Source organism: Algoriphagus sp. NBT04N3 (genome assembly GCF_019443765.1).
GTDB classification, from domain to species: domain Bacteria; phylum Bacteroidota; class Bacteroidia; order Cytophagales; family Cyclobacteriaceae; genus Algoriphagus; species Algoriphagus ornithinivorans.
Genome location: NZ_CP048415.1, coordinates 2,120,474 through 2,133,866, shown reverse-complemented (window position 1 = coordinate 2,133,866; position 13,393 = coordinate 2,120,474). Strand labels below are relative to the sequence as shown.

Annotated in this window: 9 protein-coding genes and 1 pseudogene; 4 read left to right on the top strand and 6 right to left on the bottom strand. The window is 43.4% G+C overall.

Annotation, left to right across the window (positions count from 1 at the left end; all coding sequences use genetic code 11):
• The 3 genes and pseudogenes from GYM62_RS09250 to GYM62_RS09240 all read right to left on the bottom strand — a co-directional run bounded on the left by GYM62_RS09250 (position 1) and on the right by GYM62_RS09240 (position 2,317).
• Positions 1-1,500 (bottom strand): annotated as a pseudogene (locus GYM62_RS09250) (IS66 family transposase).
• A 192-nt stretch (positions 1,501-1,692) separates the two neighbouring features.
• Positions 1,693-2,037 (bottom strand): IS66 family insertion sequence element accessory protein TnpB, encoded by a 345-nt coding sequence (tnpB, locus tag GYM62_RS09245; RefSeq protein ID WP_219958385.1) that lies wholly within the window; start codon positions 2,035-2,037, stop codon positions 1,693-1,695.
• A gap of 1 nt (position 2,038) precedes the next feature.
• Positions 2,039-2,317, bottom strand: a complete 279-nt coding sequence (locus GYM62_RS09240) for an IS66 family insertion sequence element accessory protein TnpB (RefSeq protein ID WP_219958384.1) — start codon at positions 2,315-2,317, stop codon at positions 2,039-2,041.
• 13 nt (positions 2,318-2,330) lie between these two features.
• Here GYM62_RS09240 and GYM62_RS09235 point away from each other — a divergent pair, with 13 nt between their 5' ends.
• A complete protein-coding gene (locus GYM62_RS09235) occupies positions 2,331-3,431 on the top strand; it encodes an FRG domain-containing protein (protein WP_219959195.1) in 1,101 nt (366 codons plus the stop codon).
• A 163-nt stretch (positions 3,432-3,594) separates the two neighbouring features.
• Here GYM62_RS09235 and GYM62_RS09230 read toward each other — a convergent pair whose 3' ends face one another.
• Positions 3,595-3,876 (bottom strand): helix-turn-helix transcriptional regulator, encoded by a 282-nt coding sequence (locus GYM62_RS09230; RefSeq protein ID WP_219959194.1) that lies wholly within the window; start codon positions 3,874-3,876, stop codon positions 3,595-3,597.
• Entirely contained in the window at positions 3,876-4,280 is a 405-nt protein-coding gene (locus GYM62_RS09225; protein ID WP_219959193.1) for a helix-turn-helix domain-containing protein, read from the bottom strand. Before GYM62_RS09225 ends, GYM62_RS09230 begins: the two co-directional genes overlap by 1 nt.
• An 859-nt stretch (positions 4,281-5,139) precedes the next feature.
• Between GYM62_RS09225 and GYM62_RS09220 the strand changes: the two genes are divergently transcribed.
• From GYM62_RS09220 to GYM62_RS09210, 3 genes are all read left to right on the top strand, one after another.
• Entirely contained in the window at positions 5,140-6,981 is a 1,842-nt protein-coding gene (locus GYM62_RS09220; RefSeq protein WP_219959192.1) for a thioredoxin family protein, read from the top strand.
• A gap of 20 nt (positions 6,982-7,001) precedes the next feature.
• Positions 7,002-10,181, top strand: coding sequence for a SusC/RagA family TonB-linked outer membrane protein (locus GYM62_RS09215; RefSeq protein WP_219959191.1), 3,180 nt, complete (start codon positions 7,002-7,004; stop codon positions 10,179-10,181).
• Positions 10,182-10,344: 163 nt separating this feature from the next.
• Positions 10,345-11,703, top strand: coding sequence for a RagB/SusD family nutrient uptake outer membrane protein (locus GYM62_RS09210; RefSeq protein WP_219959190.1), 1,359 nt, complete (start codon positions 10,345-10,347; stop codon positions 11,701-11,703).
• Between the two features lie 45 nt (positions 11,704-11,748).
• Here GYM62_RS09210 and GYM62_RS09205 read toward each other — a convergent pair whose 3' ends face one another.
• On the bottom strand, positions 11,749-12,030 hold the full coding sequence (locus GYM62_RS09205; protein WP_219959189.1) for a hypothetical protein: 282 nt from the start codon (positions 12,028-12,030) through the stop codon (positions 11,749-11,751).
• Between the last annotated feature and the right edge of the window lie 1,363 nt (positions 12,031-13,393).

The following is a 13,393-nucleotide window of genomic DNA, read 5'->3' as shown; positions in this document are numbered from 1 at the left end:
TTACTCTGTCTGATTTTTCACTAGTGACAGTTTGTAATTTTTCGGCAGGAGTTTTTCAATTTTTTGAATGTTGGTGTCCATGATATGGTCGAAGACGTACTTGAGCCACTGTTGTGGGTTGACTTCTTCGGTTTTACACATGGCAAAAAACGAGTAGATCATTGCTGATCGCTGTGCGGCGTCATGTGAGCCTGCGAACAGGTAGTTTTTCCGGCCCAAGGCTATCGGCCTGATTTTATTTTCTATGGCGTTGTTGTCGATTTCCAGCATTCCGTCCATCAGGTAGTTAGTCAGCTCTTCCCACCGCCTCATGGTATACGCCATGGCATTTCCGATGGCGCTTTTTGGAAGTGTCTGGGCATAGTTTTCGGTAAGCCATTTGGAGAAGGCATCCAATACGGGCAGTGCCTTATCCAGTAAGTAAGCCTTCCTGTCCTGTGGGCTTAGTAGGTTTTTCCTGCAGTGGGCCTCTACTTCATAGAGCTTTTGATGAAGGTGAGTGCCAGCTCTGCCTTTAACTTGTCGTTTTGCTGTGCATCGAAAAATTCACGGCGCGCATGTGCCCAGCAGCAAAGCTGGGTCACTCCGTCCTGTCTTCCATATTGGCCATAGACGGCATAGCCATCGCTTTGGAGATAGCCTTTGAAGCCTTCCAACAGCTTTTGGGTGCCTCCTTGCCACGTCCTTTTTGGTAATCAAACAAGACACTCCCGTCCATAGGGTTATGGTACACCCAATAATAGCCTAGGTGCGTTTCTTTCTTTTTGGTATGATCCAGCACTTTGATAGTGGTTTCGTCCGCCTGGAGGTATCCTTTCCCGCGGGTGTCTTTTACCAGCCAGTCGTAGAGGATTTCCAGCCGTTCGAGCCCCTGTCTCACCCAGCCGTCCAGTGTGGAAGCCGCGATGGGGATGTTTTCCCGTTTGAAGCGCTGCAGTTGCGTAGAGTAGAGGGCAGGTGGTCCACATATTTGTCTGTCAGGATGGAGGCCAGCAACCCTGTACCTGCCCTACTTTTGTCGATCAGGCGGGAAGGAAGCGGTGCGATGGTTATCGGGGACTTGCCTTCCTGGGCTTTGGATACATATTTATACCGGATGTAGCGGCGGATGATGAACTGGGCCGGCTTGTAATCAAGCTCCTCGGTGATTTCTTTGCCGATGCAGGTCATCTCCTCCAGGTTCCCCTCCGGATACAGCTCGATCTCTTCCACCGGAAGATGTTCGGGCAGTTTTGTCCTGCCCGGATGTGAAGAACCGGATTTCCTGCGGACATACTCCACCTTTTCGGTCAGCTGCTCTTCCTGCTGCTTCTGCTGCTCGGCAGTGGCTTCAAAAGGAAGGCTCAGCTGGTCGGGGGATTCGAAACGTTCCCGCTTCTGGCCGAAGAGTGTACGTTGGAACTTGGCAATGATCCCTTCCAGCTTTTCGATACGCTGATCCCGCTCGCCCAACAGGGCGATGAGTTCGGCTTTGTTCAGCTGGTCCAGGGGTTTGTTCATGCACCGAAAATAACAGCCTGAGAGGAGCTGTCAAAGCATTAGTTTCCCACATGGCCTGTGGACAAGTAGGTACGCGGGATGATTTTTGTCTGAGAGTCCAAAAATCTGCCTCCAGCATCCAAAAAGGGACTTTAAGAATCAAAAACCTGAACAGAAGTCGATAAAAAAACATAAAAACCCTGAAAAAAATCATCAGGGTTTGGTGTATCTGGGAAGCTGGCGGGAATCCAGTACCTTGATACCTTCGACCATCAATACCAGGGAGCTCCAAGGAAGTTTACCGCCTTTCTCCATTCCCTCGGGCGGCTGAAAGATACCCTTTTCAAGACGTTTGTAATAGATCACCAATCCCCCGCCTTCCCAGTGGAGCAGTTTGACCAGCGTACGGCTGCGGTTCAGGAAGATGTATACTTCCCCGGACAGCGGATCCCGGTCCAGGCTATTGCGAACCAGGCCGCTCAGTCCGTCAAAACCTTTGCGCATGTCCACTGCCCCGCCGTAGAGGAAGAACCGGTGGGAAGACCCCAGCGTGAACATCTTACCAGTTGATCAGTTGGCGGATCTGGGAAAGGTCCTGTATGCCACGGACCGTCACTCCGTTGGGAAACACCACTTCCAGTCCAACGGACTGAACAGGGGCAGTTACTTCTGTAAATCCGCCAACAGGAATTGCTGAAGAAACATTGACTTTTCGGTACCAATAGGAAAAGGTGGGCAACTTGATGTTCTCACGCAGACAGAATTCCCGCTGGGTAAGGCCGCTAGAATTGAAAGAAGCTACTGCCGCTTCCATTTGTTGTTGACTTGCTCTTTTCATAGGTTTGTTTTTGATGCAAACCTACTGGGGCAAAACAACTCAGAAAATATGGGGTTGCTCGGGGGGATACGTTGCTTCCAGTAATGCTTTTCCAATTAAAACGTTTCGTGAATTAGTTGAAAAAACAGCACAATTGTCTTATTTAAATAAAGACCATTTACTTTTTTATAGAGGACAGAACTCTGACTACAGAAATCGTGGTGGAAGTTCGACTTTTTACCCTTCTATTTATAGAGGAGATTATTTGCAACAAAGAGAAGTAAACAATCGCTTTGATATACTTGATGGAGCTTGTAAAAGTTTAACCGACTTATTTGTTGACCAAAAAGTTGAGGGATATAAGGAACTGAAAAGAAAAAAGTATATTCAATGGAGTGTTTTACAACATTACGAGGTTTGTGCTACACCGCTTCTAGATTTCACTCATTCATTAAGAGTAGCTTGCTCTTTTGCTTTGCAAGAGAATAAAAGCGAGAATGCTTATATTTTTGTTTTTGGGCTACCGTATATAACAAATAGAATTTCTGTTAACTCGGAGCACGATTTAGTAAATATAAGACTATTGAGCATTTGTCCACCACACGCACTTCGACCATATTTTCAAGAAGGATATGTGGCAGGAACAGAAGATATAACCACAACATATGACTCAAAATCTGAATTGGATTTCAATAACCGACTTATCGCAAAGTTTGAGATTCCAAATTCAGATGACTTTTGGGGAAAATCTTTTGACCAAATCCCAAAGGATAGTTTATATCCAAATAATGACCCGATTTGGGAATTGACCAAAGAGATTAAAGACCTTGCTGATAGAGAATTAAAAGCAGGCGATTTAGGAGATTTCTTGAAACTTTGGTCTGAATTGGAAGAAACAATTCTCAATGAAGTAAATAAGCGAACAGACAGATTTATGTCAGTTAGAGAAGCGATACGACTTCTTTACGACCAAGAACAGATAACAAAGGAGTTACTGAATGAAATAGACAGAATACGTAAATTTAGAAACCAAGTTGTTCACACTCCAAAAAAAATAAATCCTAGAATGATACAGGACTATATATTTGAATTGGAAAGGTTGAATAAAGAAATAAAAACTACCGCAAACAACTAGATTTTCCTCGCGTGTGTTGCAGGACCGATGAAAACCTCATAGCACTGACTGTCCAGTCCTAACTTATCTGGACCGGGGGATCCGGTGAAATTCTTATTGAGCTTGAGTCGGCATTATTGTTGGATTTGTAGCGACAGGAAGTTGCCGTGTTCAAGTAATAATTTCACCTTTCTGAATTGTAATAACTTCCAATGAATCCGCTATTACTATTACTTTTTTGACCTATATTATTGTGATTAACTAGCGCTGAATCAGTGAATAAAAATTCTGCAGGGATAGAGAAAAATTCTCCAATTTTTATAGCTTGATCAACAAATAATTTACTTTTGCCATCAATTAAAGCTTGAATTTCATCCTTGGGAATTTCAGTTCCTTTAGAGACTTCCTCAATCGATAAATTCTTGTCAATCAATAAGGTTTTTAAAATTATACTTGTTCCTGTCATTATTTTTTATCTTTCAATTTAGTCTTTAGTATGTCAATAATATCCTTTAGTAAATCAATTTGATGATTTTTTTCTTGAATGATTTGATCTTTTTCTGTCAATAGTCTTTCGTAAAGGGAATCTTGACTTTTTTCATTAATGTAGTTTTTGATATATCCACTATTGCTATTACTTTTTTCCCCAGTGTTATAATTAATTATCGGAAGTTCATTCGCCAAAAAATAATCTGGCTTTACATGGTAAAATTCTGCCAGTTGCTGAATTCGGTCTAAGGTCAGCTTGGTTTTGCCTGATTCTAGATTGGAATAGGTTTTTTGATTGATATTCAGAATATTGGCGACATACTCCTGAGAATAGTCCCGGGATTCCCGCAAAATCCGCATGATTTTCTGAGCATGTACCATGATAGTATTTTTTCGACTAGACTAGAATTTTTTTGACTAAGATAGAATTTTTTTACTTCAACTAATATGTATCCGAAAGCAATATTTGGATCTATTTGATTGCTAAGACAATATAGTAAAGCTTAAGCAAGAAAGGAACAAAAATTAGATAGGAAAGCATAAAATTCAATGACCACAAAAAAGAAAGAAATCTACCTGTTGAGGATTCTGACGAAGTGTTTTCGACATGATTATTTCTTATTGATTTCAGGATTGGCAATGGATGATATGCTTTTTCCCCGTAAACCCAAACAACCTATTTGAACCTATTTTTTCTCCCTGATTGCGCCCAAAAGGACTTTGTAAACTCCGGCGGGCCTATCCACACAAATCGGGGAGTGACGTCACTGTTGACTGTCGACTGCCGACCGTCGACTGTTAGATAAGCCTTCCGCTGCAGAGGATTTTCGCTTATCACCTTGAATCAATTTCTAATCAAGACCGACCAGTCCTAAAGACATTTGGGAGCTGGAATGGGAGAGGTCTGTCCTCGTCATTGCGTCTGCCCGCTGGGGCGGGAGAGGAAAGACACTCGACGAAGGAGAGTGTATGGACAGCTTGTCCCGAAGAAATTCGGGAGTGACGTGTCCGGATTGTGAGACTGCTTCGCTTCGTTCCTCCGCTCGCAGTGACGTACCCAATTGTGAGACTGCCGCGTCGCCCTATGGGGCTCCTCGCAGTGACGGCCAAGACATCGGGCATCGGACATCGGTCATCTAACAATTAATAAGCATGAAATCGAGCAGGACTAGAGCCATTAAAATAGGAGATATAAGCCTTGCGAGATTCCATGAGGCCATTGAAAACAAATAAAATTCTCATGAAAAAAATCCTACTCACATGCTTCCTGGTCCCGATAGCTATCGGGAGCCTATGCCTAATCGGAAGTGAATTTACCTGTTGGAGTCAAGTTGCTGATTCACCCTTGGCCGGGGAATTTCATTCCTCGGCCATTCCTCGGAGCGGGGATGATCGTTCCGATAGCTCTGAATTTTCAGATTGGGTGGCGGGGGCGCAGTACTTGGAATTGGATGGAGGACCCTTGTCTGCCGATAGAAATGAAAAGTGGACTTCAGAGTCGAAGGCCTCTTTTGGATTAAGAAAAGCCAACACTGATGCTACAGACACGCTGGTTTCAGGAACTAATTCGGTATGGATCTATGGCGAAATCATCAATCCAGACTCCCTGAGTCCCCTCGCTCTAACACTTACACCCTACTACTTCAGCAAAAAGAGCCGCTTTAGAAACAGGGTTTTTTATGCTCCCTTCTGGGAAGGGACCTTCTTTGACGGAGTGCTTGATCCTCGGGTAAAGAAGTTCAAATTTAAACTGGATGAGATACAGGATCCTGCCTACTTCTCGCTAGCCTTGGAGGAAAGAACGCTAATCAGCCAAATGCTGATCCGTCCAGGGGACAGCCTGAAAATCAAAATTGACTTAGCTACAGCCAACATCTTATTTGCAGGACCCGATGCCGATTTTTACGAAGCACAGTGGCTATTGGAGCGATCCAGACAGCAAGACTCCTTTGAGGCTCCTCGGACACTGGTCCTATCCTCAGCCAACAACCTTTTGGCTGATCCAAATAACGATTCGCTTTTTCAGGCAGCCAATGCGCAATTCGGGGCCAGACTCAAAATTCAAACCTATGGAAAGGAAGGGCTGGATCAGGCTCTATTAAGCTTGAAAAACCCCCAAGCCAGTCTTAAAAATCAATTTGAAATTCTGGAATCATTCAGGCAAAAACTGGATACTGAATCCTATGATCTATTGCTGCTCGAAACAGTCGCTTCCTATTATAAACCCTTTGTTTCTACCATCTACCGGTTTTATTTCAACGAACTGGATAGAATGGCCGAAGGAGAGGAGCTCATGAGGCTTAAAAATAGGATTGAATCCCAACTGCTCCGGATTCCTGACGCTGATTTTTTGCTTAACTCCAAATTGATTTCTGCAGCTTACCTTGACCTTCAGTTGGATAAATTGGTGCTGCTATCTCTGCTTCGGCAAGAAGATTTTGGAACCCTAGTACGGGAAAATTTCAGCGGTAAACTCAAAGATCGAATTCTCACAGGCTTCCTTTCAGTGAATCTGAAAAGCTATGATAACCCTGCCCAGACCCTTGCCAGTCTAGCTTCTCAGGTAGAATCCACCCCATGGAAGGACCGGATAAAGTCCCTTTCCAATACAGTTTCCCTACACCAGAAGATTCCAACCCTTCATTGGGAAAATACCCAGGGATTAGAATCATGTTCAGATCAATTGGGCAATGCCCCAAAGCTCTATTATTTCTACTTTTCTACCTGTCCCCATAGTGCCCGATACTTCAAAAACTACCTCTATCCATTCTTTAGGGAAAGGGGGAAAGAGCTGGGCCTTGAATTAATTGCAGTGTCCATAGATGAAGATCCGGATTTGTGGATAGAACAGATTCCGCATTTCTCCTCTCCCGAAATTCCAAATTTCAGACTTGATCCGGATTCAAAGGAGAATTTTGTAAACCATTTCGAAGTTTCGGGATACCCTTTTACACTACTTACCGACGGTACCGGAAAACTTCTCTCCTTCAAATTACCAGCTCAAGACTATGCTGACTTTTCTCATAAAATGACAGCAATCCTTTCCGACCTGGAGGAAAATAAGTCCAAAACCATCCAATAACCCTAAAAAAATCCAATCAAATGAAAAGACAACTACTCTTTTTGCTTGCCCTGCTTTTGGTCTGGGAGATCAAAGCGCAAGGACTCAATGTGTCTGGAACCGTATGGAATCCTGACCAAAGTATGCCTTTGCCGGGCGTGAATATAGTATTGAAAGGTACCAGCATTGGTACAGTTACCGATGAAAATGGAAACTTTGTGCTCATACTGCCCAATACCGATTCGCCAAAATTGGTCATCAGTTTTATCGGGTATAAAACCCGGGAACTTTCAATCAATCCAAACCAGACCGCAGATCTTCGAATAGTGATGGAAATCGACGAAGTGAGTTTGGAGGAAGTCGCCGTAGTATCCACAGGCTTTGAAGAGCTTCCTGCGGAAAGGGCAACAGGTTCTTTTGCCAAACTCGATCAAGAACTGGTAGACCGAAGGATTAGCACCAATATAATTGACCGCTTGGAAGATTTGACTCCCGGTCTAATTTTCAACAGAGACCGATCCGATCTGGACTACGGAGAGGATATCTCAATCAGAGGTACAGGAACCATCCGCTCAGATAGTCAACCCCTGATTGTCATCGACAACCTCCCGTATGATGGGCCCATTTCAAATATTAACCCCAATGACCTGGAGTCTATCACCGTGCTTCGAGATGCCGCTGCCGCATCTATCTGGGGGGCACGGGCAGGCAACGGAGTGATTGTAATCACTACTAAAAACGGATCCTTTGACCAACCGGTACGGGTAAGTCTTACTTCCAATACAACATTTGGTCAAGCAACGGATCCCTTTTATAATCCAAAAATGACTGTCAGTGATTTTATCGACAAGGAAATCCAACTTTATAGCGACGGGGCCTTTGCAGGTTCCATCAATTCCTTCTTCAAAAGTCCGGTTTCTCCTTTGGTTGAAACCCTATATGCTTTCGAGCAAGGGCAGTTGACTGAATCAGAGCGGGATGCCAGAATTGAGACATTTAGAAGTTCTGATGTTCGGCGAGACATGGCTAAATACCTATTCAGACCCTCACTTTTGCAGCAATATGCATTGAATCTCAATGGGGGAGGTAAAAAGCATTCGTATTTATTCTCCATGGGATGGGATGACAACCGTCAAAATCAAAAAGCCCAAAACAATTCCAGATTGACTCTGAATACCGTTCAGAATTTTCGTCTGGCAAAAGAAAAGCTAGCCATTTCCCTGGGAGCGTACCTAGCAATCAGTAATTCAGAAAATGGATTACCCGACATTTCTAATTTTTACCCTTATGACCGGCTCGCGGATGAAAGCGGCAATCCCTTATCGGTTTACAGATCTTTTCACCAACGATTCAAAGAATCCACAGTGGGAACAGGACTACTGGATTGGAATTACTATCCGCTGGAGGAAATTGGCTTGAGCCCAAGGATCAATCGGGCAAATGACCTGAGACTGACTGCAAATTTGGAGTATAATATCAACCGGGATTTAAATTTCAAAGTAAACTACCAATATTGGACAAATCAGCAGAACACCGAGCAAAACAGTCCCCAAACTGCCTATACTACGCGAGAATTGATCAATGATTTTACAGAGATCGATCAAAATGGCAATCTAATCTATCATGTTCCATTGGGCGGGATTCTTGATTTTTCCAATCAACGCTCGTTCAGTCACAGCTTACGGGGCCAGTTTACCTATGAAAAAAGATGGAATGACCACCAATTCAATTTGTTGGCAGGTTCAGAAATCCGGAATATTCAGTCGGATGGGAATTCAGGGAGAGCCTATGGATACAACAATCTCAATGCTACATCCCAACCGGTAGATTACCTATCCTTTTTTACACGTTATTCAATAGGTTTTCCCGGTACGATTCCATTTGTCCAGAATTTTACCGGGACTGTGAACCGCTATGTTTCAGGATTCGGAAATGCAGGCTATTCATACAAAGACCGGTATTTTTTGACAGCTAGCGCCAGAGTGGATGCCTCCAATATTTTTGGAGTGAATACCAACCAAAAGGCTGTGCCCCTTTGGTCTGCAGGTCTGGGCTGGATCATTACCGAGGAAAGCTTCTTAGAAAAAGAGTGGATTGACTTTCTCAAATTTCGGCTTTCCTATGGTTATAATGGAAATACCAACCCGAATGCGACAGCATTCACCACCGCAACCTATTTCGGTGCAGGTTCCAATCCATTGATCAATTCCCCATTTCTAGGGATCATCAGTCCACCAAACCCGGAGCTTCGATGGGAAAGAATACAGATCACAAATTTTGGACTTGACTACGAGCTGTTTAGTGGAAAACTTAGCGGATATTTTGAGTATTACCGAAAAAGAGGCTTGGATCTTTTGGGGGAACAACCGCTTTTCGCTTCTTCAGGGGTAGGCTTTGCTACGATCAATTACGCAAGCACAAAAACAAGAGGAGTTGATTGGGTCCTCAATACAAAGATTCTAAACGGCCCCGTGAAATGGACCAATAATTTCTTTCTGAGTTGGATTAAGGAAGAAGTAACAGATTTTGAAAATGACCCCACAGTAGCTCAGGTCCTTACATCCAATGCGGGGAACCCGGTTCCGGTGATTGGTCGCCCACTTTACTATACCTATAGTCTTCCTTGGGGAGGACTGGACCCCGATTCCGGTGATCCCAGGGGAATCTTAAACGGGGAACCAAGTACAGATTATAGCACAATTTTGAATGAAAGCGAACTCAATGACCTGATTTACCACGGATCTTCAAGACCGACGCTTTTTGGTTCCTTTAGGAATACGGTAGAATGGAAGGGGTTTTTGCTCTCAGCGAATATTTCCTACCGAATGGGCTATTATTTCCGAAGACAGACCATCAATTACGATAATTTAAACAGAGGGGAATTTGAACATGCAGACTATGGCAGAAGGTGGAGACAACCAGGAGATGAACTGACTACTGATATTCCTTCGGACCCTGAACGAGTCAATGCCTCAAGAAACCAGTTTCTTCTCAGGAGCGAATCGCTGGTGGAGAAAGGAGACCATATCCGCCTACAGGATATTCGACTAGCCTATCGCTTTGGAAAAGACCAACTAAAAGGAATCCAAAATTTGGAAATATATGCCTATGCCAATAATCTGGGCTTGATATGGAAGGCAAGCAGGGAAGTACCCGACCCTGATTTTAGAACATCTCCAAACCTGAAAACTCTTTCCTTGGGAGTAAGGGCAAATTTCTGATCAATAAACCACTTAGGGTAAAAGGAGTACGGATATAAACCCAAATAGCACACCTCATAAGGCTGGGATATCCCAATCTGATACTCCCGGCAGCAGATTATGGTTGATTGTTGCTGCCACCCTTTTCACAAAAAATATCCAGAAGATAGTAAATGATACAAATATGAAAAATCTACGAACACTTCTTTTCCTACTCTGTGTGGGAATCAGCTTTTCCTGCGAAAGCTTTCTTTCAGAAAAACCATCAAAAAACTTAGTAATACCAAGGGAATTGGATGATTTTCAGGCGCTATTGGATGCAAGGCTACGTGGAATGAACACCTCGCCAGCTGCTGGTTTGTTAGGATCGGATGATATCTATTTGGGTCCAGGTGCAGTAAATAGACTGCAACCACATCAAGTTTCCACTTATTTTTGGGCTCAGGATTTCTACCTACCAGGAGAATACGACCCAAATTGGTCAACTATTTATCAAAAAATATTCTATTCAAACGTCACGCTGGATGGATTGGCCGAATATAGCCCGTCTTCTCAGTCAGAGGCTTCCAGAAAGGCAGAATTAACTGCATCAGCTAAATTTTACAGAGCTTTGGGGCACTTTGAAATCCTGACTCATTTTGCTCCCCATTATCGGGCTGATCAAGTAGATCAATTGGGGATTCCCTTGAGAACCACTTCAGATGTCAATATCAAAACAACCAGAGCTACCCTGGAGGGATCCTATCAACAAATTATTCGGGATTTGGAGGAGGCATTGCCTGATCTACCTCAAATTGCGACAATTCCTACAAGACCTTCCCAATGGGCAGTCCACGCACTGCTAAGCAGAGTGTATATGACTCGCCAAGAATATACATTGGCCAATCAGCATTCTTCTTTAGCCCTCTCAATAAAAGAGGAATTGATGGATTATAATGAATTGAATAATGGATTGCCCTATTCATTTGAAATTTTCAATCCGGAGGTAATTTTCTATTCAGAGTTGATTACAAACAGGTATGCAACCAATCGAGAAACCTATATAAATCCCGACTTAGTTGATTTATATAAGGAAAATGACTTGCGGGTACCCTTGTTTTTCGCCACAGCTAGGGTAGATACCCTTTACAACATGAGGGGCCACTATACAGGTGATTTTTATCCTTTCGGAGGATTGGCCACTGACGAGCTTTGGCTGGACTATGCAGAATCCTCTTTTAGAATTGGACAGATTGAAAATGCAAAAAATGCGATCAATACCCTAAGACAGCATAGAATTCGAGTGGATGAATTCCAACCATTTGAAGGAACGGATTCAGATTTATTTGAAATCATTCTTTTAGAAAGAAGAAGAGAATTAGTCTTTAGAGGGATTCGATGGCTTGATTTGAAAAGGCTGAATACAGACCCGGCCCTTGCCATTACTTTAGTAAGAAAATTCAATACCGTGCAGGCAGAGTTACCACCGAATGACCCTAGATATGCCATTCCAATTCCCCCAGACGAAATAGATTTTAACCCAATTGAGCAAAATCCAAGATAGAAATTGAGAGGAGGCTAATCCCAAAAGAATTAGCCTCCTGTTCTGCTAAGGTTGAACCTCAGGAAGTGTACCATTCTTGATAAATTCCCCTGAAGTTTTCATAGCCGCAGAGCTACTCGGAAGTACCCGTGTACAAATATCCTGGACGTCATCACACTCGTAGGTGTTAGGTCCGGGTGTAACCGTAGACAGGTCATACCAGATCTCAGGATTATCAGGATCCTGTGCATATTCCGGGTCAAATTCTCCGGGCATATTAAACGCTAAAGCTACAAATGCCCCCAGCACTAAAGCCAGTGCGGGAAGCAGTTTTACAAGTTTATTCATTGTTGTGGACCCTTTTTTAACGCATCAAAAAGGGACAAACCGTTTTGATTATTTGCCTACTCTGACAAGGGTTTTCGGCATCTCCCTGTGGGAGGTTCATCGGACACCAATCAGTCTCTTAGCCCTGACTGTCAAGAGAAATGAGCCTCCTTCTTTTAAATTCTTTTACCTCATTTTTTGCAGCCTTACTTGCAGGTTTTCAGGCTGCCGGGTCAGCCTCCACAGCTGGCCCTCTTTTTCCTTTAACCTTTGAGGTTTTTCAAACCTCGAAGGTTTTGGGAATTGGAAAAGAAACTTAAAAATGAATGCTGAAAATCAGGGTAGCCATTTGGCGTGATGGAAAAAATAATTCATTCAAATTGAGCCATTTGGCGCGTTTTTAACAAAAAAATGATTTGAATCTAGGTAAATCCTCCAAGGGTTTCCAATCCCTTGGAGGGTTATTGGGTAGGCAGGGTTTTTAAAATCATTCAATTTGGATTTCGTCTTTATCCGCCACGGCGAACAGGTTCTTGCTGGCATTGAGTCATCGTTTCCAGACGGAGATTAAGGGCCAGCGCTGGGTTGATTATTGTTCGCTTTTATACCCCGAGTTGCACTCGGGCCTGCGCGCCTGTGGCGTGGCTATTGAAGAGTTCAAGCCTTTAAGGCTTTGAGTACCATCGAGCTTTAAGTTAAGAGTTAAGTCGCTTAGCGACGATTGGTTTGCTAGCCAGAGATTTCAATCTCTGGAAATTAAGAAGGTTATGAATTTTTCGATGTAGTCCCGTAGGGACGGCCGATAAAAATGGTTATTTGAAAGGACAATCTTAAATGATAAATTGATCTTATCTTCTTGCAGGTGTATTTCTACCTTCTTCCATACCTACGGCATGGAGAGGAAATCATAAATCCTTTTTCTACCGAGCTAAAATCCCTACGGGATTGGGTATTCCCCAAGATGTTTTTCGGATATCTTGCTGGCATGGAGATAGCGTTTCCAAATATAGATCTTTGGCCAGCGCTGGGTAATAATTGGTCTCCATTACCCCGAGTTTTGTTGGCTTCGTTCCTCAGCCTTCTCACTCGGGCCTGTGCGCCTCAGGCGTAGCTATTCATGAGTTTAAGCCCTTCAGGCTTCTGATTTAGGGGACACATCTGAGCAGAGCGAACATTGAACCATAAACGGCTGAACCAATAAATTCATCAATAATAACCATAAGCTTTGGGCTTCGATTACTCAATTAACCAATTACACAATTACTCCTTTTCTTACCGTAGGCGTATTTCTTTTATTTCTTCTGTATTTCCCTCTTCGTCCGCCACGGCAGACAGGTTCTTGCTGGCATTGAGTAATCGATTCTAAACAGAGATTAAGGGCCAG